This is a genomic window from Streptomyces chattanoogensis (assembly GCF_001294335.1).
Classification (GTDB): Bacteria; Actinomycetota; Actinomycetes; order Streptomycetales; family Streptomycetaceae; genus Streptomyces; species Streptomyces chattanoogensis.
The window spans coordinates 16,425-42,929 of the sequence record NZ_LGKG01000144.1 but is presented as its reverse complement, the minus strand read 5'-3'; the positions used below and the strand labels follow the sequence as shown (position 1 = coordinate 42,929).

At 69.3% G+C, this 26,505-nt stretch carries 22 protein-coding genes and 4 pseudogenes; 15 read left to right on the top strand and 11 right to left on the bottom strand.

Annotation, left to right across the window (positions count from 1 at the left end):
- Nucleotides 1–4: 4 nt before the first annotated feature.
- Entirely contained in the window at nt 5–1,720 is a 1,716-nt protein-coding gene (locus ADL29_RS22270) for a sensor histidine kinase (protein WP_053925423.1), read from the bottom strand.
- A gap of 305 nt (nt 1,721–2,025) precedes the next feature.
- Between ADL29_RS22270 and ADL29_RS22265 the strand changes: the two genes are divergently transcribed.
- Nucleotides 2,026–2,907 (top strand): universal stress protein, encoded by an 882-nt coding sequence (locus ADL29_RS22265; RefSeq protein ID WP_053925377.1) that lies wholly within the window; start codon nt 2,026–2,028, stop codon nt 2,905–2,907.
- Nucleotides 2,908–3,029: 122 nt separating this feature from the next.
- On the opposite strand, the gene ADL29_RS22260 is transcribed toward ADL29_RS22265, so the two are convergent.
- Nucleotides 3,030–3,884 carry a universal stress protein gene (locus ADL29_RS22260; RefSeq protein WP_053925376.1) on the bottom strand — a complete coding sequence of 285 codons (855 nt, stop codon included), beginning with the start codon at nt 3,882–3,884 and terminating at the stop codon, nt 3,030–3,032.
- A gap of 529 nt (nt 3,885–4,413) precedes the next feature.
- Nucleotides 4,414–4,650 (bottom strand): annotated as a pseudogene (locus ADL29_RS45420) (DUF1918 domain-containing protein); the annotation flags it as partial.
- Here ADL29_RS45420 and ADL29_RS46650 point away from each other — a divergent pair.
- The 5 genes from ADL29_RS46650 (at nt 4,573) to ADL29_RS22240 (ending at nt 7,050) form a co-directional block, all read left to right on the top strand.
- A complete protein-coding gene (locus ADL29_RS46650; RefSeq protein ID WP_053925375.1) occupies nt 4,573–4,821 on the top strand; it encodes a universal stress protein in 249 nt (82 codons plus the stop codon). The pseudogene ADL29_RS45420 and the gene ADL29_RS46650 sit on opposite strands and share 78 nt — an antisense overlap.
- Before the next feature lie 93 nt (nt 4,822–4,914).
- Nucleotides 4,915–5,304 (top strand): cation-transporting P-type ATPase, encoded by a 390-nt coding sequence (locus tag ADL29_RS41335; RefSeq protein ID WP_342671176.1) that lies wholly within the window; start codon nt 4,915–4,917, stop codon nt 5,302–5,304.
- Nucleotides 5,271–5,387, top strand: a complete 117-nt coding sequence (locus tag ADL29_RS46830; protein WP_470621711.1) for a P-type ATPase actuator domain-containing protein — start codon at nt 5,271–5,273, stop codon at nt 5,385–5,387. The genes ADL29_RS41335 and ADL29_RS46830 overlap by 34 nt, the downstream gene beginning before the upstream one ends.
- Nucleotides 5,388–5,533: 146 nt before the next feature.
- Entirely contained in the window at nt 5,534–5,995 is a 462-nt protein-coding gene (locus tag ADL29_RS22245) for a Crp/Fnr family transcriptional regulator (RefSeq protein WP_053925373.1), read from the top strand.
- Between the two features lie 179 nt (nt 5,996–6,174).
- On the top strand, nt 6,175–7,050 hold the full coding sequence (locus tag ADL29_RS22240) for a universal stress protein (RefSeq protein WP_211274366.1): 876 nt from the start codon (nt 6,175–6,177) through the stop codon (nt 7,048–7,050).
- Nucleotides 7,051–7,390: 340 nt separating this feature from the next.
- Here the strand turns inward: ADL29_RS22240 and ADL29_RS22235 are convergent, their stop codons facing one another.
- The gene (locus ADL29_RS22235; RefSeq protein ID WP_053925371.1) at nt 7,391–8,053 is read right to left on the bottom strand and encodes a CBS domain-containing protein; all 663 of its coding nucleotides are present in this window, start codon (nt 8,051–8,053) and stop codon (nt 7,391–7,393) included.
- 247 nt (nt 8,054–8,300) lie between these two features.
- Between ADL29_RS22235 and ADL29_RS22230 the strand changes: the two genes are divergently transcribed.
- From ADL29_RS22230 to ADL29_RS22215, 5 genes and pseudogenes are all read left to right on the top strand, one after another.
- On the top strand, nt 8,301–9,293 hold the full coding sequence (locus tag ADL29_RS22230) for an Acg family FMN-binding oxidoreductase (RefSeq protein ID WP_053925370.1): 993 nt from the start codon (nt 8,301–8,303) through the stop codon (nt 9,291–9,293).
- A gap of 276 nt (nt 9,294–9,569) precedes the next feature.
- Nucleotides 9,570–9,829, top strand: a pseudogene (locus ADL29_RS43590) (IS1380 family transposase); the annotation flags it as partial.
- 297 nt (nt 9,830–10,126) lie between these two features.
- Nucleotides 10,127–10,954, top strand: coding sequence for an FAD binding domain-containing protein (locus ADL29_RS22225; protein WP_053925369.1), 828 nt, complete (start codon nt 10,127–10,129; stop codon nt 10,952–10,954).
- The gene (locus ADL29_RS22220; protein ID WP_053925368.1) at nt 10,951–13,668 is read left to right on the top strand and encodes a molybdopterin-dependent oxidoreductase; all 2,718 of its coding nucleotides are present in this window, start codon (nt 10,951–10,953) and stop codon (nt 13,666–13,668) included. Before ADL29_RS22225 ends, ADL29_RS22220 begins: the two co-directional genes overlap by 4 nt.
- A gap of 6 nt (nt 13,669–13,674) precedes the next feature.
- Entirely contained in the window at nt 13,675–14,649 is a 975-nt protein-coding gene (locus ADL29_RS22215) for an antibiotic biosynthesis monooxygenase (protein WP_053925367.1), read from the top strand.
- Between the two features lie 242 nt (nt 14,650–14,891).
- On the opposite strand, the gene ADL29_RS22210 is transcribed toward ADL29_RS22215, so the two are convergent.
- Entirely contained in the window at nt 14,892–15,269 is a 378-nt protein-coding gene (locus ADL29_RS22210) for a VOC family protein (protein ID WP_245689582.1), read from the bottom strand.
- Between the two features lie 83 nt (nt 15,270–15,352).
- On the opposite strand from ADL29_RS22210, the gene ADL29_RS22205 reads away from it, so the two are divergent.
- Entirely contained in the window at nt 15,353–15,649 is a 297-nt protein-coding gene (locus ADL29_RS22205) for an ArsR/SmtB family transcription factor (protein ID WP_053925366.1), read from the top strand.
- 82 nt (nt 15,650–15,731) lie between these two features.
- On the opposite strand, the pseudogene ADL29_RS46645 reads toward ADL29_RS22205, so the two are convergent.
- Nucleotides 15,732–15,815, bottom strand: a pseudogene (locus tag ADL29_RS46645) (ATPase); the annotation flags it as partial.
- 198 nt (nt 15,816–16,013) lie between these two features.
- On the opposite strand from ADL29_RS46645, the gene ADL29_RS22200 reads away from it, so the two are divergent.
- Entirely contained in the window at nt 16,014–16,583 is a 570-nt protein-coding gene (locus ADL29_RS22200) for an Imm21 family immunity protein (RefSeq protein WP_053925365.1), read from the top strand.
- Between the two features lie 258 nt (nt 16,584–16,841).
- Here the strand turns inward: ADL29_RS22200 and ADL29_RS22195 are convergent, their stop codons facing one another.
- Entirely contained in the window at nt 16,842–18,107 is a 1,266-nt protein-coding gene (locus tag ADL29_RS22195; RefSeq protein WP_053925364.1) for a cation:proton antiporter, read from the bottom strand.
- Between the two features lie 259 nt (nt 18,108–18,366).
- Here ADL29_RS22195 and ADL29_RS45410 point away from each other — a divergent pair.
- Together ADL29_RS45410 and ADL29_RS22190 are read left to right on the top strand one after the other, a co-directional pair.
- A pseudogene (locus ADL29_RS45410) lies at nt 18,367–18,480 on the top strand (IS630 family transposase); the annotation flags it as partial.
- Nucleotides 18,481–18,958: 478 nt separating this feature from the next.
- Nucleotides 18,959–19,546 carry a response regulator transcription factor gene (locus ADL29_RS22190; protein ID WP_053925363.1) on the top strand — a complete coding sequence of 196 codons (588 nt, stop codon included), beginning with the start codon at nt 18,959–18,961 and terminating at the stop codon, nt 19,544–19,546.
- A 4-nt stretch (nt 19,547–19,550) separates the two neighbouring features.
- On the opposite strand, the gene ADL29_RS22185 is transcribed toward ADL29_RS22190, so the two are convergent.
- From ADL29_RS22185 to lanKC, 4 genes are all read right to left on the bottom strand, one after another.
- On the bottom strand, nt 19,551–21,539 hold the full coding sequence (locus ADL29_RS22185; RefSeq protein ID WP_053925362.1) for an ATP-binding cassette domain-containing protein: 1,989 nt from the start codon (nt 21,537–21,539) through the stop codon (nt 19,551–19,553).
- Entirely contained in the window at nt 21,536–23,344 is a 1,809-nt protein-coding gene (locus ADL29_RS22180) for an ABC transporter ATP-binding protein (RefSeq protein ID WP_078971191.1), read from the bottom strand. Before ADL29_RS22180 ends, ADL29_RS22185 begins: the two co-directional genes overlap by 4 nt.
- Nucleotides 23,345–23,545: 201 nt before the next feature.
- Nucleotides 23,546–23,674, bottom strand: coding sequence for a SapB/AmfS family lanthipeptide (locus tag ADL29_RS22175; protein ID WP_053925361.1), 129 nt, complete (start codon nt 23,672–23,674; stop codon nt 23,546–23,548).
- Between the two features lie 62 nt (nt 23,675–23,736).
- Nucleotides 23,737–26,478: a class III lanthionine synthetase LanKC gene (gene lanKC, locus ADL29_RS22170; protein ID WP_053925360.1), complete on the bottom strand. Its 2,742-nt coding sequence runs from the start codon at nt 26,476–26,478 to the stop codon at nt 23,737–23,739.
- Between the last annotated feature and the right edge of the window lie 27 nt (nt 26,479–26,505).

Sequence of the window (26,505 nt, the reverse complement as noted above, 5' to 3'; positions counted from 1 at the left end):
CGCGTCACTCCGCGGGCAGGGGTACACGCCACACCAGGCGGGTGCCACCTGCCGAGGGCGCGTCGACAGCCATCTCGCCCCCCATGCTCTCCGCACGTTTGGCCAGGTTGTTCAAACCGCTGCGCCGACCGTCTCGCGGGACGCCCTCGCCGTTGTCCTCGACCGTCACCGTCACCGCCCGGTCGCGGACGGTCAAGGACACATCTGCCGCACTGGCGTGAGCATGCCGCGCGGTATTGGACAGCGCCTCGCCGAGCACGGCCAGCACATGGTCGGCGATCTCCGCCGGCACATCCGTGTCGAGGAGGCCCTCCATGCGCAGGGACGGTGTGAACCCCAGCGTGCGGGCCGCCTGTTCCACCGCAGTGACCGTGCGGGACCGCAGGCCCTGCGCGGCCCGGCCGGAGCCGTGGGCGCGGAGGCCGAAGATGGTGGACCGGATGATTTTGATCGTCTCATCCAGATCGTCCACCGCCCGGAGCAGGCGTTCACTGGCCTGGGGATGATCGACAAAACGCAGTGCGCTCTGCAGCGTCATGCCGGTGGCGAAGAGCCGTTGAATGGCCAGATCGTGCAGGTCACGCGCGATGCGCTCATGGTCCTTGAGCAGAGCCAGCTGTTCGGCGTCTTGGCGTTGGTCGGCCATCTCCATGGCGAGGGCCCCTTGACCTGCGAACGTCAGCAGCGGCGCGGTCTCCGGCTCGGTGAACGGAGCGCGGCCGTGGAGCCGGGCCAGCAACAGCACACCGCGCACCCGCTCGCCGGTAATCATCGGTACGGCGACCGCGGGCCCCAGTCCTGCCCAGCGGGGCGGGCCGACGGTGATTCTGGGGTCGTGCTCGACATCAAGGCTGATCAAGGGACCCCGCATGTCGAGAGCCGCCCCGACGAACGATCCCTGGCGGGGCAGGACCAGGCCGTGGTGCGCCTCGGCATCCACGCCCACGGCGAGCGCCATACTCAAGCTGTCGCCGTCGATGGGCAGCGCCAGCACGCCGAGATCGGCGGAGAGAATACGCACAGCATGGCCGACAATCATGGTGAGGACGTCGGTCTCGCCCGCACCGGGCAGCAGACCGGCGACGATTTCACCGTTGGCCTCCAACCACTGTTGCCGGTAGCGAGCTTCTTCGTACAGACGGGCATGCTCGATGGCCACACCGGCGGCCACCGCCAGCGTCGACAGTACGGTCTCGTCCTCGGCATCGAATTCCCTGCCGCCCCGTTTCTCAGTGAGGTAGAGATTGCCGAAGACCTCGTCGCTGATCCGGATCGGCACACCGAGGAACGAGTGCATCGGCGGGTGATGCGGCGGCAATCCGTATGACGCAGGGTGCTCACTCATTTCGGTCAGGCGTAGCGGTACCGGATGGCGGATCAGCTCACCCAGAATCCCGTGCCCGGCCGGGAGGTGACCGATGGCCTCGGCCTCCTCCTCGGAGATCCCGGCGGTCAGGAATTGGGTGAGTTGGAAGTCCTCCCCGATCACCCCGAGCGCCCCGTACTCGGCGTCCACCAGGACGACAGCGGCCTCGACGATGCTGCGCAGCACCTGCGACAGCTCCAGCCCCCGTCCCACGTCCAGCACGGCTTCGAGCAGGAGACGGGCCGGTCTGCCAGTGCCCTGTTCCACCGCCTGGAGGCCCTCCTGCAGGTCATCCGGCAGCGCGCTCCGCTGCGAGCGTGTGACGTCGTCTCGGCCAGCTCTCTCGTCAGCCACGACACCCTCCGCGGTGGCCGCCCGGGGCGCGGCCACACCTTCCACGGTAGCTACCGCGGGACGACGAGCACTTCGAAGTGAGGCGAGGGAACGGGCGAACAGTGGGCCGTTCGGCCCCGTGGCCGCGCCCACCGGCTCATTGATCGGAGGAGGGAGCGTCCAGCAGGCTCGATATCGGGTGACGTCCACCCATCGTGTCGAGCGTGCAGAGCGTCCGAAAAGCAAGCAGAATTCTGAATTCCACCGCATTCCACCGTCGGCGGAACACCCTCCGCCTTTCTCCGTTCCCCGAAAGAAGGAAAGTCATGGAGCCGGAATTGATCACGGTGGGTCTCGACGGCTCAACGGAGAGTCTGGCGGCTGCACAATGGGCAGCCGACGAGGCGGACCGGCGGAATGCAGTGCTGCGACTTCTCCATGCCTGGATCCTGCTGGCTGCCGAGGCGCCGGACACACCCCCCGAGCGCGACCAGAACGCCCGCGCACGGCAGATCGTGAACCAGGCCGCCCTCGAGGTACGTGAACGCCATCCGCATCTGCAGATCATGGAAGACCTGGTGGGATCCGAGGCCGAGTCGGCACTGCTGCGCGCGGCGGACGAGTCACGGATGGTCGTGCTCGGGTCACGAGCTCTCGCGCCGTGGGAAAGCTATGCACTCGGAGATGTCAGTCTGGACGTCGTGGGCCGGGCAGAAGGGCCGGTCGTCCTCGTCCGAGGGGAGAGTCGTGCGGAACCACCGCGGTCTGCGCCACAGGTTCCGGAGCCGCGGGTCGTCGTCGGCGTGAGCCTGAACGGGCCCTGCGAACCCCTGCTTGCCTTCGCCTTCGACGCCGCGGCGAGCCGTGGAATTCCGCTGCAGGCCGTGCACGGGCGTGGGCTCCCTGTCCACGCCTACGTGCCTTGGGGGATCGAGCCGGAAGTCGCAGAAGAAGTCACCAAGGAGGCGGAAGGCGAGCTGCGGGAGGCCGTACTTCCGTGGCGGGAACGATTCCCTGACGTGCCGGTACAGCTGACCGTGTTGCCGGAAAGCCCGACCCGGGCCATGGTGCAGACAGTCTCCGGGGCGGCACTTCTGGCAGTCGGCCGCAGGCGGCACCGCCCGTTCCTCGCGCCGCGCGTCGGCCCTGTTGCGCACGCCGCGATCCACCACGTGACCTGCCCTGTGGCCGTGGTCCCGCACGACTGAGGGCATGGCCGGGGAGCGGCAAGCCCGGACATACAGGCGACCCGGATCAGTCGCTGGGACAGCCCGGTGCCCGGGCTCGTGTCGGCGGCCTCGACGGCGTAGACGAGCAACTTGAGGGGAACTCAGCTCCGCGGCACCACCGCGACCGGGCAGCCGGCATGGTGGAGAACGGCGAAGACGACCGGCCCGAGAAGCATCGGCACGCGATGCATACGACGCCCGACGACCAGCAGGCCTGCCTGCGAGCAGGCCCTCAGCAGCACGGGTGCAATTCTGCCCCGCTCCACCTGCTCGACGACATCCACACCGGGGAACTTCGCCCGCCAGGGCGCCAGGGCGTCGGCAAGTACCTTCTCTTCTCCGACTGCGGACTCTTGTCCGTTCGACGTGGGGGCGGTGGGCACGAATCCCACGGTCGCAGGCGGTTCCCAGGCCCGTACGGCGCGCACGCGCACATGGTGGGCATCGGCGGCCGCGAACGCGAAGCCCAGCACCGCCTCACCGTGTGTGCCCGGATCCTGGACGCCGACCACGATCTCGGGCCGTTTGTAGGCGGCGGTCTCCTCCTCGCGCACAGTGACCACCGGGCACTTCGCGTGCCCCAGGACGTTCAGACTGACCGAGCCGAGCAGGAAACCGGCGATTGAGCCATGCCCGCGCGATCCGAGAATCATGAGCCCGGCCTGCCCGCTTCGGGCCACCAGTGCGTCCACCGCCTGCTCCGAGACCTGCTCGGTGGTCACGGAGATTCCCGGATACAGCTCAAGCGCCATCGCTTCGGCTTTCCCGAGCACCTCGGACCCACACCGTTTCCTGTCGGCGGCCTCCTGAGCAATGGGGACGTTCAGCGGCTGGGAAACCCATGAATGCAGAAGGTGAAGCGGGATCCCTCGGGCTTCTGCCTCTGCGGCACCCCAGCGCACTGCCGGCACGCTGTTCCCGGTTCCGTCCAGTCCTACGACAACAGAGCCAGCCATGACGTACCTCCTCGCGGGGGGGGCGACGCGTGCAAACTTCCTCGTTCCCAGCATCGTGGCAGCCCAGGAGCAAACCCATGGGCCGAGCGGGCCCTACCGGGGGACACGTGGTGCGCTGACGTGCCGCTCACCCGGGTGTGCTCGCCGTGACCGAGGCCAAGGTCCCGGCCCGGTTCGGGCCCTTCGGTCTCCGCATGGCGCTGGTCACCCCGCCAGGAGGCCACACTGCCCAGGAGGTGGCGCGGCGACGCGCATATTGCGGCCGCACGAACTGCCGCGCGCAGTGGAACGCCCCCGGGATATCGGCGCCTTGCAACTCGCCCTGGGGAATCGCTCCTCGTACGCTCTCCGCTTCCGCCGTATCTCCACGGAGGCGGTTGTCGGAATGCGACGTCGACGGCGAGATCCGTGTCGTCGAAGTGACCCGCGCGGGCCGCTCGTTCGTCCCGACGTACAGCACACCGGCCGAACCCGACGGCCTGCAGGACGTCCCAGTCAGCCTTCCGGCGAGGAGCAGAAGTCAGGCGGTGCCGGCTCTCCTCCTGCCGGCCTTCGTCCGGGCGGGGCCGGGCGTCGCCGTCCCGGTGGGGTGCTCAAGATGCCGGATGTGCGCGTCGGGCCCAGGAAAGACGACTGATATGTGGTGGGTGTCCGACCAGCGCACGTCATAGGGCGGAGAGCCGTCCTCGTGGTGCAGTCCGATGATTTCCCCGTCCCGCCGAGTGGCACCCGTGGTCGGACTCTCGACCACGAGCAGATCTCCGATGTGCCTTCATGGTCCGCGGTGCTGCTGGACGCGGCCCGTGACGCCGGCCTGCTCGTCGTCGGCAGCCGGGGACACGGTGGGTTCAGCGGGGCCCTCCTGGGATCGGTCGGCCGGCACTGCACCCAGCACGCGCCCCGCCCGGTTGTCGTCGTGCGGGGACGCGACCACTGAGAGCAGGGGTTGATTTTTGGCGAGCCCGGCCGCTGACGGACCCCTGGGCCACAACCTGGTCGCCGCCCCGCCGCGCACCCCCGGAGGCCGACCGTGCCTGCCGAGCAGCAGAGAGCAGAACCGGATGCCACCTCGGGGCTCTCCGATCACGAAGCGGCGCGACGCCTTGCCGTGCACGGTCCGAATGTGATCGCAGCACGCCCGCCGACACCGTGGTGGCGTCGGGTCCGGCGGCAGATCCGTGATCCGCTGATCTTGGTGCTCCTGACCGCGGCCGCACTGACCCTTGCCACCGGGGACCTGGCCGACGCGGCCGTCACTCTTCTGGTCATCACGGTCAACACCACGGCCGGATACATCCAGGAGGTCAAAGCGGAGCATGCGGTGGCGGCACTCTCCGCGATGAGCGCCCCCGCGGCCAGAGTCCTGCGCGGCGGCGGGACCGCTCGGTGGCGGCATCGGACGCCGTACCCGGCGATCTGATTCTCCTCGCCGAGGGTGACATCGTCCCCGCCGACGCGAGTGTGGTGGCGGCAGTGCGGCTGCTGGCCGATGAATGCCGATGAACTCCCCTGTGGTGGGCCCTTCGGCCCACCACACCGCGCAGAACAGCCCCTGCACCGAACACCGGCCGCGTGCGCACTCTGGTGCTGACCGGCATGTGCAAAGCCGGCGGCCACACGTCGCCGGCGGAGATCTGGGAGAAGCCGTCATGACCACCACGCCACTGCTCACTGCGCTTCCCGTCGACGGGCGCGAACGCCTGATGCAGCTCGCCCATGAGGTGTCGTTCCCGGCAGGGACGCGACTCTTTGAGGAACACGGGCTCGCCGACCGGTTCTGGATCATCCGCACCGGTTCGGTGAACCTCGACGTCCAGGTAGCGGGCGGGCGGTCAGTGGTTGTCGACATGCTGGGCCATGGTGACCTGGTGGGCTGGTCATGGCTGGTGCCGCCGTATGCCTGGCGCATGGGTGCGGAGGCCTTCACCCCGGTCCGGGCATACGAATTCGATGCGACGGCGGTACGCGCGCTGTGCGAGGCGGACCCGAGCCTGGGACTGGCAGTGACCCGGCGCGTCCTCGACGTGGTGGCACGCCGCCTCCAGGCCACTCGGCTGCGTCTGGCCGATATAGGCGGGCCCGGGGCAAGCACCATGCGGGCACCCTCATGAAGGCAGCCGGGCGACACACCCCGTACATGCTCGGGACGCTGAGTGCCGCGACGGCCGCTTACCGGAGAGCCGAGCGACCCACCCGTCCGACTCCACCCGGCCCTGCTCCCCGACGGCTGCCGATGCAACGGTGAGGGGAGGGGCACTTCTTCGCTGGTGCGGGAAAGGCGGTGGGGACGATGGTGTACCCCCTGGTCGTCGGTGTGGACGGATCGGATGCCGGTTTCCTGGCGCTCGACTGGGCGGTCGACGAGGCCGGCCTCCACACACTGCCGCTGCGTCTGGTACACGCCTCCCGATGGGAGCGCTATGAGGACGCGGCGCTCGGGATGAGCCTGAAGCGCCCTGCCAGGGAGGTACGCGCAGACAACATCGTCGGGGCCGCGGTCGAACGCGCCAACCAGCGCAACGCCGACATCGACGTCTCCACGCAGATCCTGGGGGACGACCCGGAAACCGTGCTGCTGCGCGAAGCCGACTACGCGTCCGCAGTGATCGTCGGCTCGTGCGGCCGCGGCGCGTTCGCCGGCCTGTTGCTGGGATCGGTCGGACTGGCCGTCGCAGCCCGGGCGCGGTGCCCCGTGATCGTCGTACGCGGAGACAGGGCGGGGCTCGCCGGGACACATGAGCGTGTCCTCCTTGGTGTCGGCGACTCGGCCAAAGGCTCCGAAGCCGTCCGGTTCGCCTTCCGGGAAGCGGCAGCCCGTCGCTCCACCCTCGACGCCGTCCGCGCCTGGCGCTGCCCCGCGCACGACACCGCCGACCACCCGATGGTCGCCGGATCTCCGGAGCGCTACCACGAGGAGTGGGCATCGGCCGTGCTGGACGAGGCGCTGGAGGAGACGGCCGGCGAGTATCCGACGGTGCGGGTACGGCGCGTCACGGCTGAGGGCCCGGCCCACAAGGTACTGACGCGACGCTCCGCCGCCGCCGATCTCCTGGTGCTCGGAGCGCAACGCCGGGACAGTCACCTGGTGCTTCAACTGGGTCGTGTGGCGCACACCGCTCTGCACCATGCGGAGTGCCCCGTGGCGGTCGTGCCGCAGCCGGCGTGAACGCAGGTCCGGCTGCGGGAGTGCACCGTCGGGTGCGTCGTCGTGGTGTCCGGCCGGACGATCCAACGGGTCGTCAGGGAACGGGACTTGACGGTGCCTTGAGGGCACGCGGGCTCGCGGCGGCGGCGAGTGCGACCGCTCCGGTCAGCGACGTGATGACGGCGCCGGCCATCACCGTCCAAGCGGACGGCGCTATGGACGAGGCGTACCACACCATGCGCCGCACGGGAGTTCGCCGACGCCGCCTCCGCGCTGCCCCAGCACCGCAGACAGGGACTGGAGGGTGCCCTCCAATCCGACCGTGCGAGCTCCTTCATGGATGTGCTCCGCTCCCGCCGACTCAGCCGGCCGAGCCGCCGGCCACCGCCGGTTTCAGGTCCTCGGAGACCGAGACGACACCGTCGACACTGGCGCACATGCGCGTGAGCACGGGAATCAGAAGGGGGTCCGCCACCAAACCGTGCAGTGCGACCTGGCCCTGCACGACGTCAGCGGTCACGCCCGACGCACCAAGACGCGCAGTGCGCCCGATGACTTCCTTGGATATCTCCTCACGAATCGCCTCGTCCTTGCGCAGGAAGACCCGCAGCAGATCGCTGCGACTGACAATGCCCAACAGCATGTCTGTCTCATCGACCACAGGCAGACGCTTGACCTGCTGTATCTCCATCAGACGCGCCGCCTCCACCACGGTCCATTCCGGATGGGCACACACCGCCGGAGCGGACATGAGCTCGCCGGCGCTGCGGCCCTCTGCCCGAGCCTGCTCCCAGGCCTCGAGGTGCGGCAAGGGTGTCCTGCCCGAGAGGTCGGACCGGTCAGCCGCCTTCCGCAGCAGGTCGGCCTCCGAGACGACGCCGGCCGGTCTGCCGAGGCTGTCGAGCACCGGCACCGCGCTCACCGCGTTGTCGGCGAGGATCTGCGCGATGTCCTTGAACGGCGTATCGAGCTGGACGCTCACAACCTTCCTCGTCATGAGCTCACCTATCGTGCGGTGCTCCATCTCCGGCTCCTTTCGCCACGAGAGACGGCTCATTGCCCCCGCTTCCCCAGCGTGGTCGGAACGGCGGCGGTCCCGACATGAGTCACTCGGCCCCATCTGCCGACCGGCCGGCCCGGAAAGGCCCGAGTGGCCTGTGGCGAGGGACCTATGGCCCCTGACGCGGCCAGAGCGGCCCCACCACGCTGAAGAAGCCCACCGATACCCACCGCCCGCGATATCCACCGTCCGCCCCATCCGGGAGGCCCCGGTGTTCACCCAGACCCTCGACGACACGCTGGTGAAGACCCTCGTTGCCGACGCTGTCACCGCGCCGTCCATGCACAACGCCCAGCCCTGGCATTTCAGCTACGCCCGCGGCAGCCGTACGTTCACCCTCTCCGCCGACCTCGAGCGCGCGATGCCACACGCCGACCCCACGACGCGAGGCCTGCACCTGGGCTGCGGAGCCGCGCTGCTGAACCTGCGAGTGGCCGCATCCCACGCAGGCCACCGCACCTCAACGACCCTCCTCCCCGACCCGCACGCCCCGGCGCTCCTGGCCGCCGTGCGGCTGGACGCCCCTCATGCGCACAGGGACGAGTCCCTCCCCGGCCTCCATCCCGCTGTGCGCAACCGTCACACCAGCCGCTCCCCCTTCACGGAACGCCAGATCCCGGAAAACATCCGCGCCACTCTCACCGAGGCCGCGGCCCGAGAAGGGGCACAGCTGAGCTTCCTCACCACCGCGCACCGCGAGACCGTGCTGGACCTGATCATGCATGCCGAGGGCTACAACCGGATGGACGACGGCCGCGACGCCGAACAGCGCCGATGGACCCACCACACCGCTGCCGAACCAGCCGTCGACGACGGCGTCCCAGAGAACGCCTTCGGACCCCGGAAGCGCACCGGCTCGACTCCCGTCAGGGACTTCGCCGGCCGGGGCACGGTGCCCGACCGCGCCTACGCCGACTTCGAGAAGCAACCCCAACTGGCGTCGCTCAGCACCGTGGGCGATACCGCGGCCGACTGGCTACGCGCCGGCCAGGCATTGCAGCGCGTCCTGCTCCTGGCCACCCTTGAGGGTCTCGCCAGCTCCTTCGCGACGCAGCCCGTCGAATGGCCGGACCTGCGATGGCTCCTTCGCGACCCGCAGTCCGGCACCGGCTATGTGCACATGATCCTGCGCCTTGGGTACGGCCCACAGGGGCCCAGGACCCCGCGGCGTCCGGTGAACCAGGTGTTGACGATCAAGCCGTGATGCCTGGCCGGCGGGGCCGGCACTCATCGCCGTATGTGCGCGTTTCCGCGCGTCGGTTCCGTCCGCGTCCAAGTGCGGCGACCCCGTGGCGATGAACCCAACCTCGGGCCAGCTGCATCTGGGACTTGCGCCACGCGACTCCTGCTTCCCGTTGACGGAACGAGGGGAGAGCATGGTGACGGTGAATCAGATGGTGCGCGGCGGCCACATGCGCCCTCATGCTCGATCGACGAGCGCTCACACCCGCCAGGCACCGGCCACCGCCGCCGCGCGGTCCACGACGCCGACGGCCAAGTCCGCGACGGCGCCTGGGCCTGCGAGATTACCGGCATGCTCGACCTGTCTGGCCGGCCCAAGGACATGCCTGTCATCCTGCGCAAGAAACTACCGCCCCCTGGCGCTCAGTTGTGGATCACCGACGTTGACGGCCATCGCATCACCTGCTTCGCCACCAACACCCAAGGCGGCAGCCCGCCGACCTTGAACTCCGCCACCGCCGACGCACCAGAGCCGAGGACCGCATCCGCGCCGCCCGCACCGGAAGGAGTGGCAGCAGCGTCGACCCGGGTCTGGGCCGCCCGGTGGACGCCGGCATGACGGTCCGGGGTGCCTTGACTACTTTCCGTCGCGCTCGGTCGGATCCTCCTCCGCACGCTGCGATAGGCTGGAACAAAAGTTTCTGTACCCGTCTGTACCCGTCGGTCCCTCGCGGCTCAGCCGCGCCGAACGGTGCGGCACGGCGGTCGGCATGTGCTCAATCGGCGGGAATCCCAAACCAACAGTGCCACGGGGCAGTCGTCTTCCGTAGGTGCGTTCTCCCGTAGGTCGGTTTCATGGACCTCAACACCATCACCGAAGTCATCCGGCGACCGTCCGAGCGGCCAGGCATGGACTGGCACGAGGGTGATGCCTGGCTCGCGGGCGGAACCTGGCTCTATTCCACGGAGCAGCCGGACCTGCGACGGCTGATCGACCTGACGGCGTTGCACTGGGAGCCTCTTGTTCCGACGGGTGAGGGCCTGGAGATCAGCGCCACCTGCACCATTCGCGACCTGTACGCCTTCCCGTGGCCGGAGGGCTGGACCGCCGGGACGCTCTTCCGGAAAAGCTGTGAGGCATTCCTGTCCTCGTTCAAGGTCTGGAACGCGGCGACCGTCGGCGGAAACATCTGCATGTCCTTGCCCGCCGGCCCGATGGTCACGTTGACGGTTGCGTTGGAGGCGCAGTACGAACTGTGGGCGCCCGATGGCTCCGTACGCTTCGTCGACGCCCTCGATTTCGTCACGGGCGACCACCGCAACGTCCTCGCCCCCGGGGAGATCCTTCGGCGCATCACCATTCCGGAGCACGCGCTGCGCAAACGCACCGCGGACCGTCGCTTCACGCTGACCCGGCTCGGCCGTTCGACGGTGTTCCTCGTCGGCACCCAACGGCGGGGAGCGAGTGACCTGTTGCTCACCCTCACCGCCGGCACCACCCGGCCGGTCCGCATCGCCTTCGACTCCCTGCCCGATGCCCGAACCCTGCGGCAGAGCATCGACGCCATCCCGGCCGACGTATGGTTCGCCGATCCCAACGGCACCCCCGACCACCGTCGGCATCTGACACGGCACTTCGCCGAAGAGATCTGCCGCGAACTCACGGCTGGGGACCCGTCGTGAGCTACCTCGTGAACGGCAGGGAATTCGACCGGGAACCGGCCCCCGGTCAGTGTCTGCGCACGTTCCTGCGCGAACTCGGCCACTTCGGCGTCAAGAAGGGCTGCGACGCGGGCGACTGCGGCGCCTGCACGGTGTGGCTGGACGGCACGCCGGTACACAGCTGCATCACCCCCGCGTTCCGCGCGGACGGCAGGGAGGTGACCACGATCGAGGGCCTCGGACGGCCCGGCGCCCCGCATCCCGTGCAGCGGCAGTTCGAGGACGCCCCGGGGTTCCAGTGCGGATTCTGCACCGCAGGGATGATCATGACGTCGGCGACCTTCACCGAGGAGCAGAAGGCGGACCTGCCACGGGCGCTGAAGGGTAACCTCTGCCGCTGCACCGGATACCGGGCGATCGAGGACGCCGTGAAGGGCGTCAGCGCGGTGGAGACGGCAGCACCGGGCAGGGCCGTCGGGACGAGCGTGGGCGCACCCGCGGGCCACGACGTGGTGACGGGTCACGCCGAGTTCACCATGGACACGCATATCGACGGCATGCAGCACCTCAAGGTGCTGCACTCACCCCATGCGCACGCCCGGATCCTCTCGATCGACAAGAGCGCCGCCCTCGCGGTGCCCGGCGTGCACCGGGTCTACACCTGGGAAGACGTACCCCGCAGACGCTTCACCACGGCGATCCACACCGACCACCTGGTCGACCCGCAGGACACCTACATCCTCGACGACACGGTCCGCTTCGCCGGCCAGCGCGTCGCCGCGGTCCTGGCCGACACGGTCGGGGCGGCCGAGGAGGGCTGCCGGCTTCTCGTGGTCGAGTACGAGGTGCTGCCGGCGGTGTTCGATCCGGAGGCGGCGATGGCCGACGGCGCACCCCAACTTCACGGCTCCGACGATCCGTTCGTCCGCGACCCCGTCCACAACATCCTCATCGACCTCCACTCGCACATGGGCGACGTCGACGCGGGATTCGCCGCGGCCGACGTGATCCACGAAGGCACGTACTTCTCGCCGCGGGTGCAGCACGCGCATCTGGAGACCCACGGCTCGATCGCCTGGATGGAGGATGGCCGGCTGAACGTCCGCACCAGTTCGCAGTCACCGTCGATCGCGAAGGTCAAACTGGAGTACCTGTTCGCGCTGCGCCCCGACCAGCTGAGGGTGTTCTGCAAACGCGTGGGCGGCGGATTCGGCGGCAAGCAGGAGGTGATCGCGGAGGACCTGGTCGCGCTCGCCACCCTGGACACCGGTCGCCCCACCTGCCTCGAGTACACCCGTGAGGAGGAGTTCACCACGGCCTCGCCACGGCATCCGATGACCCTGACGGTCAAGCTCGGCGCGAAGGCCGACGGAACGCTCACCGCGTTCCAGGTACGCAATGTGTCGAACACGGGCGCCTACGGCAACCACGGCGGCGAAACGCTGTACGCGGGCGGAGCCGCCGTCATGATCTACCGCTGCCCCAACAAGAAATACGACGCCTACTCCGTCTACACCAACACCGTGCCGAGCGGGGCGCTGCGCGGCTACGGGATGACGCAGCCGGCGTTCGCCGCGGAATCGGCGATGGACGAACTGGCCCGCGCCCTGCACCTCGACCCGCTGGAACTTCGCCGACGCAACATCGTGCGGCCGGGTGAGCCTCTGGTCGCCACGCACGACGGCCCCGACGACGTGATCTTCACCGAGGACGGACTGGCCAAGTGCATCGACCTGGTGGGCGACGCCCTGGCCCGTACGGCCGACCAGTCGCCCCCCGGCCCTGACTGGCTCGTCGGAGCCGGTGTGGCGAGTTCCCTGCACGAGACCGCGCCCCCGACGGAACACCTCTCCGAGGCCTGGGTCACCCTCGGCGACGACCTCATCTACGAACTGGCCGTCGGAACCCCCGAGTTCGGGGAGGGGACCTCCACGGCCCATGTCCAGATCGCAGCCAACCAGCTGGGCACGACGCCGTCGCGGATCCGTCTGGTGCAGTCCGACACCGACCGCACGGGATTCGACACCGGTGCCTTCGCGAGTGCGGGTCTCTTCGTGGCGGGCAACGCGGTCCTGCGGGCGGCCAATGCCGTGCGCGACCGCATCCTGCACTTCGCCGCGGCGCACACGGGCATCCATGTCGTGATGTGCACGATGGACGACGACGGTGTCGTCTGCGGGGACCGCCGGGTGTCGCTGGCCGAACTCGTCGCGCTCGCCCGGAGGCGTGGGATCCGCTTCACCGCCGCACGCAAGGCATATGGCTCGCCCCGGAGCATCACGTCCAATACACAGGGGTTCCGGGTCGCCGTGCACCGCGTGACGGGTGAGGTACGGATCCTGTACAGCGTGCAGGCGGCGGACGCCGGGGTGATCATCAACCCGGCGCAGGTCCGGGGACAGATAGAGGGCGGCGTCGCCCAGGGAATCGGCTTCGCGCTGACCGAGAACCATCACGTCGACGACCACGGCGTCATGGTCAACCCGAACTTCCGCAACTACCGCATCCCCACCTACGCCGACATCCCCCGCACCGAGGTGCTCCTGGTGGGCTCGGCGGATTCGGTGGGGCCCATGCGGGCGAAGGGGATGGCGGAATGCTGTATCAACCCGGTGGCCCCCGCGCTCGCGAACGCGGTGCAGGACGCCGCAGGCGTCCGCTACCGTGCGTTGCCGCTGACTCCAGAACGCATCTACGGCCGGCTCCCCTCGGAGCAGTCGGTGTCGACAGGTTGAGCCACTATGAACACCGCAAAGAACGTAGCCGCCGCGGCGACGGCGATCATCGGTCAGAAGGTCCTGCCGGGGAAGGAGCGGGAGTTCGAGGCGTGGCAGGAGGACCTCAACGGCGCGGCCGCCTACTACCCCGGTTTCCTCGGCGCCGAGATCTCCCCGCCGACACCGCTGCAACCCGACTGGGTCGTTGTGTACCGGTTCGACTCGGTGGCGCACCTGCAGGCGTGGATCAACAGCGCGACCAGGCAGACGTATCTCGACGTCGGCGCCAAGTACTTCGAGGGTCCGGCGACCCAGCAGGTGGTCAGCAGCGGCACCCAGTCACTGGATCCGCTGGTCACCGTGGTGGTCACCCACCGCGTCCACCCGAACCAGGTCGACGATTTCCTCGCCTGGCAGCACCACATGGTCCAGGAGGAGAGCAGGTTCGAGGGCTTTCGCGGGACCGAGCTCTTCCGTCCCATCGAGGGGCTTCAGGAGGAATGGACCACGCTGTACCGCTACGACAGCGCCGAGCATCTCGATGCCTGGCTGACATCGCCCGAACGGCAGAAGATCCTGGCCGAGGGCGAGAAGTTCAGCGACTTCACACTGCGGACGATCGACAACTCGTTCGGCAGCTGGTTCGCCTTCGAGGGCAACGGCAAGGAGGCACCGCCGCCGCCCTCCGAGACCCGCACCTCCCTGGCGATCTGGGTCGGCCTGTACCCGACGGTCGTGCTCTTGACACTCGCGCTGTCCCCGCTGCACATGCCGCTGTGGATCGGCCTGCTTGTGGGCAACCTGCTGTCGAGTTTCCTCATGAGCTTCCTGACCATGCCGTACTACGTGAACCCGCTGCTCGGGCGGTGGCTGCGGCCGGCGCCGGACGAACCGGCGGCAAGGAACAACCTTTGTGGCCTCGGTGTCGTCGCGGCGGTGATGGCCTTCTGGGCCGTCGTCTTCTACCTCGTCACGGTCCGGTTCTGGACGCTGCCTTGACTGGTGACGGCTCGGACCGTCGTCGTCCGGGGAGCCGTGTGCGCGTTCGCGCCGTAGCAACCCGATAGGACGTACACAGGGTCTGACCGCCAGAAGTTCACGTACGCCGCCCGGCACGGCTGCCGTTCTTGACGTTCCTTGCCGGAGTCGTCGCCAGCATGTCGTCGCAGCACCACACAGCGGGTACGTTCTGGGGCGTACGCACTCTTACTCGTGGTTGTGGGGCAAGGGCGCTGCTTGGCTCATGCGAAGGCTGACCGTGCGGTTGCGTGGAACTGCACGTACTCGATGGTCGCGCCTCCGGGGTGCCTCACGGTCAGGTTTCGGCCGGTGGGCACCTCGTTGGGACCGTCGAGGATTTCTCCGCCGTGTTGCTCGGTGAGGCGCAGGACCTGATCGATGGACTCGACGATCGCGGTGGCGTGGGTGCCGCGGTAAGGGGCGAGGGCTTCCTCTGAACCTGCCAGAAGCAGATAGCCGCCGATGCTCGCGAGGTTCAGGCCGCGGTAGGTGAACCGCAGTCGTGGCTGCTCCCCGGTCAGCTCGACGAAGGTCGGCAATGCCACGTCCAGGTCGTCGACGTAGACGCGGGCAAGGGTGGCGAGCACCGTCATGGTCATCTCCTAGATCATTTCGGTTTTCCCGAAACGTTGAAGTGAACTGCATACTACGGGTGTCACACGGGCGACGACGAGGAGGGCCAGTGGAACAGCGTGGCCACGAGGACCAGGACCTGGCTGTGGTGCTCCATGCCCTGGGCGATCCGGTTCGGCTGGCACTGGTCCGCCGGATGGCCGAGGACGGTGAGAGCGCATGCAGCCCGGACGGCGTGGACGTGCCCAGATCGACGCTGTCCAATCACTGGCGGATCCTGCGCGAAGCCGGAATCACCCAGACCCGTCGGATCGGAAAGGCTCGTGTGATGGCCCTGCGTCGCGCCGATCTCGACGCCCGCTTCCCGGGCCTCCTCGCTGCCGTGTTGGCCGAAGGCAGGCGATGAGTACCGCAGCTGCCGGGCCGGTCGATACGGGATCGCCCGCCGTCCTCCCTGGTGGACGGCGGTCCGGCAGGCGCCGTTCGTGTCATCCGGTAGCAGTGTGCGCTTCGGCGCGGGCTCGGGTGCCGGCGAGCCGGTAGGAGTCGGTGCCGGTCTCGATGATGGTGCCCTTTACCGCCGGTGTGGATAGGTGCGGCCGACCTCGGCACCGCCGAAGCAGCTCCCGGCCCAAAGTCGCTACGCCGACCTCGCTCCTCAGCCTGCGGCATACGGACGGGCGACCAGGTGCAGCAGTCGGAGGCTGGATCGCAGGGCTCGACAGTGGCGCTTGGCGTGATGCCGGGGCTTGGAACGGCAAGGAAGCACTATGAACAGCGAAATCACCTGGGTGACCTCGGCCGGCGGCCCTCTGATCCTCATTCCCCAGTCTGTCTGCCACCACTGGGGCGGCGCCCCGCGCACCTACCCCGACGACGAAGGCGACTACGGACGCGCCTGCGAGGTCGACGGCTACGTGGGACTCATCGATGTCGGAGGCGCGCAGGCGCTCGTCCTGGGCGACATGCCGGCCCGCACCACGTTCCTTCCCCAGCACAACGTCCTGGTCAGAGAGGTCGCCGGCGATAAAGACGACGCGGACCTCCCCGCCCTCGTCGCCGACCTTCTGCCCCACGTGGAATGGGAATCGGGCCCCACCTGGACCATCAATGAGCCGGTCGTCCTCTTTGACTCTGTCTACGAGTCCACCGAGATCGCCACGGAGGAACACCTGCGCATCGACCTCCCCCTGGGCGAGTACCTGATCGAGGCGGGATACATCGAAGTCCCCAGTGAGTACCTCATCCTCGTGCGCCTCCTCTGCGACCGGCTGCCACCCTCGGCCGGTCGGGATGGACAGCCCGCCGCATTCCACGCTCGGGGAGACAGCGAGCGCTGACCTACGAAGACATGACCGCATGAGCCGGAGCCGAGCGCGTCACCCGGGCAGAACGAGGGCACTGCCAACAGCCGGGTGTTTATGGGCGTACCGACCTGGTCGGATGCTGATCTCGGTAGCAGCGTGCAGGTGAACAGTCGGGTGAGCGGCGACCATTGCGCCGATGTCCGGCTGCAGGGCGACGACGGAGGGGAACCGTAGCGAAGCCGTGTACGGATACTTGTTCCAGCCACCTGCGACTGCTGTACGTCGACCGCCTCACCGCCGAGCACGGCGCCCGGCGATGCCCCCCGCCATCCCTCGTACGGGCAGGTCGTGCACGGCTGGGCCGACCGGACCCGCACCCGCGGCTCTTCCGTAGCGCCGGGCAAGAGGGTCGGAGGTGAGGCCATGTGCGAGGACGCTGAGCAGGACGGTGCAGGCCACTACTGGAATGACCGTGCGGGCGGCGGACGGGGCGAGTTCCTCGAGCGCCAGCAGCCCGAAGATGATCGATGCCAGCCCGCGCGGGCCGAACCAGCCCACGAACAGGACTGTTCTTGTGTCCAGACCGCTCCCGATCAGGGACAGGGCCACCGGCACCATGCGCACCGCCGTCAGGCTCAGTGCCGCGTAGACCGCTGCTTGCCAGGTGAGGAAGTCGAAGGCGGCCGGGACGAGGACAGCGCCGAAGAGGAGCCACACCAGTACGGAGAGCAGGGATGCGGTCTGATCGACGTACCGCAGCACGCGCTGGGGGGCGCCGTGCGCCGATCCGAAGGCCAGCCCCGCGACGAAGGCGGCGACGAAGCCGTTGCCGCCGATAGCGATGGCGGAGGTATACGCGAGGAGAGACAGCGCCAGGACACCCGCCCCGGCGAAGTCCTCGGTCGCCCAGCCCCTGCGCAGAGCGGAGCGGAGCAGCCATCCGGCCGCCAGCCCGAGCACGGTGCCGTAGGCCAGGCCGATGAGGAGTTCCATGACGGCATGGCCGGAGTGGTGCGAGCCTGAGGTGCTCTCGGCCGCGGTGACACCGGCAAGGGCAAGCACCACGAAGGGGGTGGCGAAGCCGTCGTTGAGGCCGCTCTCCACATTGATCAGTCGGCGGATCCGCGCGGGCACGACCGGATTGACCATCATCGTGGCACCGAGCGCGGCATCCGTCGGAGCGAGCGCAGCCCCTACATACAGAGCCGCCCACCCCGACACTCCGGGAAGCAGCCCGGACGCCAACAGTGTGCCGAACCCGATGCACATCGGCAGTCCGACCCCAAGAAGCCGCCCATACAGGCCGAGTTCGGTCCGTAGGGACCGGAAGGACAGCCGTGCGGCATCAATAAAGAGAACCCAGACCAGCGTGACTTCCGCGAGCACCTTGACCCAGCCGAGCGAGGGAGCCAGGTCCAGTGGGCCCATCCCTTTGCCCAGCAAGAGGCCCAGCAGCACGAACGCTGCCGGAGCGGTGAGTTCGACACGCTCCATCCTCTGCGAGCACAGGGCCCACAGGAACAGCAGGAGCAGGACCAACGAAAAGGTTCCATCCATTCAGCAGCTCCCAGCATTTGGCCATGCCCACCTGTCCACATCCGCCACCTCGCTCTTCGCTACTTCGGCGCTATGGCGCCCCGGCGCAAGGGCACGCCCGCACCCTCCACACGGAAGGCGGAATGAACGACGCCCATGCCCACGGGGCTCGGTCCGGGCTCTTCGTTAGGCCCGTCCACATCGACCCCAGATGGAGGTAGTGCGATCCGCAGCGTGCCCGCCGCTACTCCCGCCTCGCGGCCTACGCGCAGTCCCAGCGTGCCACCTGCCGCCCTGTGACCCGGACCTCAACCCCGTCGAGGGCATCCGGCCCCTGCTGCGACGCAGCTGCCAGGCCAACACCGCCTTCACGGACGCCGACGACACCATCCGGTGGGGGTCGGTTGTCCCGTAAGCCGTGCGCAACGTGCAGGTCGATTCAGCCGCGTCACATGCGGCGCAACCGTCACATCTGCATCCGAGGTCGAGGTGAACACGGCGTGCGGCCGGGTCCAGTGTGGCGGGAAGTGACTGTCTCCTGGGACGTGCCGCCTTCGGCCTCGGCATGGGCGATGTGTGAAGTTCCTCTGATTCTGCTTTCGGACATGAGGCGGGGCGTTGGGTGTGGCCGGCGGCGTGTTCCGGCGAGTTCCGTGCGTAGGGGACCGTCGGCTGTGGTGGAGGGCGTGGCCGTCATCGATGGAAGGTGTGAGGAGTTGTGGACTCTTGCTATTCCCGCTGGTAATGAACGGAGTGTCAGCACGGCAGAGGTGTGCGTTTTCTGGTCAATTCCTTCGAAGCTCTTTCTGGCGGAAATCCGGGGCCGTGACAATTCAGCAGTGCAAACTGCATGGCCGAACGAAGGGGCGAGTGTGATCCGGGTCTTGGTGGTTCATGAGACACGGCTGGTGCGATCAGGGCTCGCTGCTTTGCTACGAGGCGAGGAGGACATCGACGCGATCGCGGCCTGCTGGACGAGCGCCCCCGGCAAGGCGGCTTCCTTCCGGCCCCAGGTGTGTGTGGTGGATGGCGACTACGCCGGATCGGTGCAGGCTATGGACCATCCCGGGGGGCCGGGCTGTGAGTTGCTCGTGCTCGCAAGTGCTTGCCGTCCCGGCACCCTCCGGCGTGCCGTCGCCGCGAAGGCGCGTGGGTTTGTGGACAAGGACGCGCCGCCGGCCCGGTTACGGCATGCCATAAACCTGGTCGCGGAGGGACAGCGTTACGTCGACCACACGCTGACGCTGGACTTTCTCCAGGCCGCCGATATGCCGCTGACCGCGAGGGAGTTGAGTGTGCTGTCGCTCGCCGCGGGCGGCGCGTCAGTTCCGGAGATCGCACGCGAACTGCATCTCAGCAGCGGAACGGTACGTAATTACATGGCTGCCATCAACCGCAAGACCGGCGCCCGAAACCGGGTCGATGCGATTCGCATATCGCAGGGGGCCGGCTGGGTGTAGGCCGTCACCGGCTCCGTTCGCCGGATTCCGGTTGCCAGTTGCCGGCGAGCTCGCGGTAGAGGGCCGAGCGCCCCAGCAGTTCGGTGTGGCTGCCGACCGTGGCTCGGATGCCATCCATTACCAGGACACGATCGGCGCGTTGGGCCGAAGTGATCCGGTGGGCGATGACGATGAGTGTGCCGGGCCGGTCGGCGAAGGCCTGCTCGGCGCGCTGCTCGGCCGCGGGGTCGAGGTGGCAGGTGGCCTCGTCGAGGAGGAGCAGCGGTGCCGGCGAGAGGTGGGCCCGGCCAAGTGCGATCAGCTGGCGTTCGCCCTGGGACAGCGCCGCCGGGTCGATCCGTGCATCCAGACCACCCAGCCGGGACACCAACGAGCTCAGGCCCACGGCGTGCGATGCCGCTGCCACGGCGGCATCGCACGCGCCGTCAGGGCAGAGATAGAGCAGGTTGTCACGCACCGATCCGGAGAAGACGTATGCCTGCTGGGGGATCAGGACCCTCAGCCGGGACGGATCGGGATCGGGATCGGGATCCGGATCGGGGACGAGGCCGGGACCGGTATGGGGGTCGGAAGCGTGCACGGTCGGCGGCCGGCCGTTCACTCGTACCGCTCCGGCGGTGGGGGCCAGGAGTCCGGCGAGGAGGCCGGCCAGTGTGGACTTGCCGATGCCGCTCGGACCGACGACGGCGAGGTGCTCGCCCGGTTCGACGACGAGATCGAGGTCGTGCAGGACCGGTTGTGCGCCCGGGCCGTAGGCGAAGGTTATCGACCGTAGTTCGACCCGGGGGCCAGTCGGATGGGTGGCGGTGTCAGCCTGGGACAGCGAGGCGTCGCTGCCGGACGCGGAGTCGGCCTGGCCGGACACTGAGTCGGCCGTGCCAGCACTGGAGTTGACGCTTCGGGAGATGAGGGCAGGGACGGAGACAGACACAGGGACAGCGACGGGGACAGCGACGGGGACGGGGGCGGGGACGGAGCGAGATGCATCGTGGGCGTGGGCATCTTCAACCGACCCTCCATCCAGCGGTGCTCGCCTCCGTCCCCCGGTGAGCCGATCCAGTACGACCAGGAGCCGGGTACCGGCGGAGCCGAGCGCGTTCATCAGGGTGTGCAGGGCCGGCAGCAGTGCCTGCGTCAGGTACGTCAGGGCACCGAGCACGGTTCCCGCGGTGAGGTGTTGCCGCAGCAGCCAGGGCGCGCTGAGGAGCAGCAGAAGGACCGGCAGTTGACCGGCCACACCGAGTGCGAGACAGCGGGCGGCGGCCCAGCCCGCGAGGCGCCGGGCCGCCCGTGCCTCGGCCTCGATGAGGCCGTATGCGCGTGCCGCGACGGTGGGGCGTGCCCCGCAGGCGGCGATGTCGCGCAGCCCGGCTGCAACGGCACCGAAGTGGGCCGACAGCGTCTCGTCGGCGCGCAGGAAGGCGCGCTGATGACGTGCCATGGGGGCCAGGGTGGCCAGGAACAGCAGCAGTCCGGCGATGAGCGGCGGCAGCACGATCAGCAGCAGCTGGGGAGCCAGGGAGACCAGTCCGAGCAGCGCCCCTGCCGCGGTGAAGACGAAGGAACGGGCCACCAGGACGAGTCCGGCGAAGCTGTCCCGCGCGAGTTCCGTCTGGTTGGTCAGCCGCGAGACCACCGCCGTGTCCACGGCGCGGGCCGGATCGGCGACCGCCTGGCCCAGCGCCCGTGTCACCACGGTACGCACCAGGACGTCACGCAGCGGTTCGACCAGGTCAGCGAGCCCGCGGAAGACACCTCGGCCGGCCGCCCCGCTGATGACGATGGCCGCCGCGGCAACTGCCAGCCAGCCCAGTCCGGTGCCGGTGTGGCCGGCCAGAAAGCCGTCGTCCAGGGCCTTGGCCACGCCGTAGCCGCTGACGAAGGTGTGCGCGGACTCCAGCAGGGACCAGCCGCCCAAGAGCAGCAGCACCTGCGTGCGGGCCCGCAGGAAGCGGAGCGCTCGCGGCAGCAGCCGGATCGTCGCCGCGGTCATGAGGCGGCCCCCGGGGCCGGGGCGGTGGGGGAGAAGACCGCACGGTAGTCGGCGTCCTGCCACAGCTGATCGTGCGGCGCGACCGCCCGTATCCGGCCATGCTCCAGCCAGGCGACGAGATCGGCGCGGGCGGCGGAGGAGAGCCGGTGGGTGATCAGCAGTCGGGTGCCCGGCCGTACGTCCTCCAGGAGCGCCCGGCTGACGTGGTGTTCGGTGACGGTGTCCAGGCTGGCGGTGGCGTCGTCGAGGATCAGCAGGCGGCCGGCGTGGGCAAAGGCCCGTGCCACACCCAGGCGCTGGAGCTCGCCCCCGGAGAGCGGCGAGTCGGCCAGCGGTGTCGCGTAGCCGCGCGGCAGCAGCCGTACGAACGGGTCGGCGCCGGCCGCCCGGGCCGCGGCCTCGACGCCGTGTGCCGGAGCTGCTTCCGGCCCGAACGCAATGGCCGCGCCGACGGTGTCGCCGAAGAGCGCCGGCCGTTCGAAGGCATAGCCGACCTCCCGGCGCAGCTGCACCGGATCGGCCTGATCGAGCGGCACCCCGTCCAGCAGCACCGCCCCGGCGTCGGGATCGGTGAGCCGCCCCGCGACAGCGGCCAGCAGGGACTTGCCGGACCCGGAGTGCCCGACCACCGCCATGGTGGTTCCCCCGGGCACGAGCAGGTCCACATTGCGCAGCACGGGCACGCCGTCGCGGGCGACGGTGACCCCCCGCAGTTCGAGCCGCCCGCGGCCGTCGGCGGGCAGCAGCCGGGAGCCGTGCCCCGCCGGGGGCAGGGCGAGCAGATCGTCGATGCGCCGGGCTGCGGACCGGCTTCGCACCAAGGCGTTGAGCTGGCCGATCACCCCGCCAAGGCCCGCGGTGAGAGACGCGTACCGGGAGGCCGCCAGCAGACCACCGACGGTCAGGGCGCCGTGGGCGAGCCGGAGACCGCCCACCGCGAGAACGGCGGTGGTCAGCATCGGCACCAGAATGCTGCTGCCGACCACCGCCCGACCATAGACCTGCCACATGAGGCGGCCTTGCGCGCCGAGTTCGGGCAGTGGGGCGAGGATGCGGGCGCGCTCCCGGCCTGTGGTTCCCGCGGCGGCAATCGTCCGGGCCCCGCCCAGGGCTTCCACGAGCCGGGAGGCGATCTCCCCCTGTACGCGCTGATAGCGCCGGACGCTGTCGGAGGAACCCCGGGCAAAGGTCCGCAGCACAAGGGTCAGGAGGGGAAGTCCGGCCAGGAAGACGGCCGCCAGCCAGATGTCGGTGACTGCCAGGGCGACCAGGGCCCCGGCCGGCGTGAGCAGCGCGGCCAGGCCGCCGGCGGCGGTGGTGGGCGCGGATCCGGCCTCGGCGGCATTGCCCGTCAGGCGGTTCACCAGATCGCCGGTCGTGAAGCGATCCGTGGCGCGATGCGGGGGGAGCGACAGCAAATGGTCGATACCGCGCCGGCGCAACCAGGCGGTGCTGCGGGCGGTGGTGGCGCCGCCGGTGAGCGCCACCAGGGCGTCCAACACCACCTCCGCCACCAGCAGGACGGCACTCAGCGCGAGAGCGGTGCCCACTCCGGGCACGGAGCCGAGCACGAGGTCGAGGGTGTGGCCGAGTACGGCAGGCAGCGCGACGGCCGTGGCGGCGGAGGCGGTACCGAAGAGGCACACGGCCACGGTGCGTACCCGGCTGTGCCGGAGCGCACCGGCCAGGACGGCCCCTGCACCGGAGTGCGGCCGCTGCCCGGCATCGCAGCCCTGCCGCTGACCGGCGGCCGGTCGCCGCGCCGGCGAGGAGGGCCTGGGCGTGGGGGATGTGCGAGGGAGCATGTGAGGACCGGAACTCCTTCGGACGTATGCAGGGCGTATGCACGGCGTATGCAGGGGACGTGGCCGTGCGGGTGGTGGGCACCATGTGGGCGGACACCTGCAGGACGGGCTCCATACGGGTGGGCGGGTTCCGGGCAACTGGTGCCCGGAACCCGCCTTACCTCGTCACCAGGGGATCTGGTGCCCCGCGACGATCGGCAGTCAGTTACAGGTGGTGACGCTCAGGCTGCTGTCGCCGCACAGCAGCAGGCTCGCGCGGCTGCCGTGGCACAGCTCATCGGTGGCCTCGGCCTTGGGCGTCTCCATCGTCTGCAGGTCGAGAAGCGTCATGATCGTTCCTTTCGTTATGGGGACGGGGTGACTTTCTTGATCGGCCCCTGCTGGGGCCGGCTTCAGGGCCGCCGGAGCGGCGGGAGGAAGGGCAGGTGCACGGGTGTCTCGTGCAGCGCGCTGCCCAGGGCGAGCAGGCATCCGGCCGTGCCGGTGCTCAGGTCCATCGAGAGGCGCATCATCTGCTCCCCGGCGAAGGCCAGATGCCCTTGGTAGGGGACGGCGCCCCAGGAGAGGGAGTCGATCTGGCGGCGCAGGTCCGCGGCGCAGGTACCCGGTCCCGGGGCGGTGGTCCGGCTCAGATACAGCACCATGCCGGCGGCACCGCGGAACAGGCCCGGCTGGGCATAGAACTTGGCCTGCGCCGCCTGCACGATCTCGCCCCGTGCCGCCGCGAACCCGTCATCGTGCCGATGGGCGAGGTAGTCGTCCAGCACCATCCCGATGCCCACGCTGCCGGCGCCGAGGTAGGGCATGGTCCGCCAGCCTTCGTCGACCTGGAGGGTTCCGCCCGCGCTCCGTACGCAGCGCGCCAGGTCATGGCGCAGGGCCTCGCCGGCCAGGTCCAACAGCGCGTCGTCCAGGGTGCGTTCGTACAACCGGAGGAAGAGCAGTGCGGCCCCGCTGTCGCCGTGCAGCAGCCCGGCCCGACGGGCCGGCGACCCGGCAGACCCCTCCCCGGCCACCGCCCGACCCAGCCGATGGGCGACCAACTCGGCGCAGCGCAGCGCCTGTTCCCGTAATCCGGAGGCACCGGTGGATTCGGCCAGCTCGTCCAGCGCCAGTCCCACACCCGCCAGTCCGCCGTGCAGATCGGGTCCGATGTCCTGCCAGCTCTGCGCCGTCACCAGGTCGACCAGGTCCAGGGCCCGTGCGCGGTGCCCGAGCCGGTCGAGGACCCACGCGACGCCGGAGAGGCCGTCATAGAAGCCCACGGGACTGCCCGACGCGGGGGCCTTCGTCCGCTGCAGCAACCACTCCTCCGCCTGCGGACATCGCTCGGCGCCGGTCGCGTCGAGGGCGTACAGCACGCCGGCCGCACCGTACGCGAAACAGCTGCCGCCGCCCGTGATGGCGAACTGGCTGATATCGCCGGGAAAGTAGCGGTCCTCACGCTCCGGGGTTGCGGAGGCAAGCACGGCGCGGACCGCGGAGTCCCGGCTACGCGGCCAGTCGGCAAGCGAAACCGGCAGGTATGCGCCCCCGTGCCCGTCCCCGCCCCCGTGCTCGTCGGCGGAGGACCGTTGCAGCGCCTCCGGCACGGATCCCCCTACGGATCCCGCCAGGGGCCGCACTGCGGATCGCGTCACGGATGGCGTCACGGATGGCGTCACGGATCGGGCAGGGGCCTCCGGCCCGGCCGCGCCGCCGGGGCTGCGATACCCCCGCAGAATCTCGTCGACCGCCGCATCGAGGAACTCGACGGGAACCGGAAACTGCTCGGCGGCGATCTGTGCGAGATGCCGGGCCTTGGCCCGGTCCACAGCGAACAAGCTGGTCAGCGGAAGGAACAGGGCCAGCCGCAGACAGGCCAACGCATAGCGGTCGACGTCGGGGCCACGGCGGTCGGCGGGCGCCACGAATCCTGGGTTGGCGATCACCTGCCGGCTGCCCGGATCATCGACAGAGGCGGCCTCGAAGTCCAGCAGCACCACCGAGGATTCGTCCTCGGAGAGCATGATGTTGAACAGATGGAGGTCGTTGAAGACCACGCCCCGGGCGTGGATCGCCTCGACGGCCTCCTCCACCAGTCGGTGGACGCGTAATGCCCACTGGGTGTATTCGGCCAGCCGCTGGGGACTCGGATCGGACTCGATCAGGGGATGCCGATGGGCGAAGAAGCTGTTGAGCGGACGCCCCTCGACGTACTCCAGCACCAGGAAGGTGTGCTCGCCGAGCGTGAACCAGTCCACCACCTCGGGAGCACACCCCAGCCCGGACAACCGCCGCAGGGCGTCCCGTTCGCGCGCCAGTCGGGTCACCGCGTCCGCCTCGTCCGCGGACAGGCCCGCGTAGGGACGTGCCTCCTTCAGCACCACCTGCCGCTGCGTCCGCAGGTCCCGACCGACGTAGACGCCGCCGCCGTTGGAGAAGTGCAACGCCCGCTCGATGGCGTACGGGAGGTCGGCGACCGTGGTGGCGGAGCGCGCCTCCAGATGCGGCTTGAGGAACTCCGGGAGCGAGACCCACTCCGGAACCCGGAACGCGGGATCCCGGCGATCGGGAACCAGCTGGTTCCGGTCGTCCTCGACAGCGGGGCACAGCTCGCCCTTCTCGTCGTAGCAGTGCCGCTCGGTGAAACTGCCGTAGCGCACATACACCGGCCCGGCGCCCCACCGCAGATCACTGAGGATGTACGGACCGGGCTCACCGGCCAACAGAACATCCAACTCCTCGGCGATGACGCGGCACTGCTCCTCATCGGCCGGATAGACCGTGATGAACTTTCCGCTCGCGCCCCGGTCGGTGTACTTGGCGTTGCGCATGTGCAGCAGGTACCGGCTCGGCATGCACTTGAAGGCCACCGAGCGCGGTACGCAGTACTCCCAGACCGTCGTGAGCACCCGCTCGGCGTTGTCGAGACCGGCCGACACGTGGATCTTCCAGCCCTGACGGGGCAGTTCACGGTCGAGCGGCCGGAACGCCAGCCAGTCACCCGAGCGGTGACGCTGCCACCCGGCCGGCAACTCCCGGCTCAGTACCCGATACTGGGCGCCGCGGCCTTGGGTGTCCGTGGGCAACCGGTGCGGAGCGTCGTAGAACTGCCGGTCAGCGTCACAGAAGACCGCGTATCCCTTGTTCATCCCACTCCCTCGGCCGGTGACGTCACG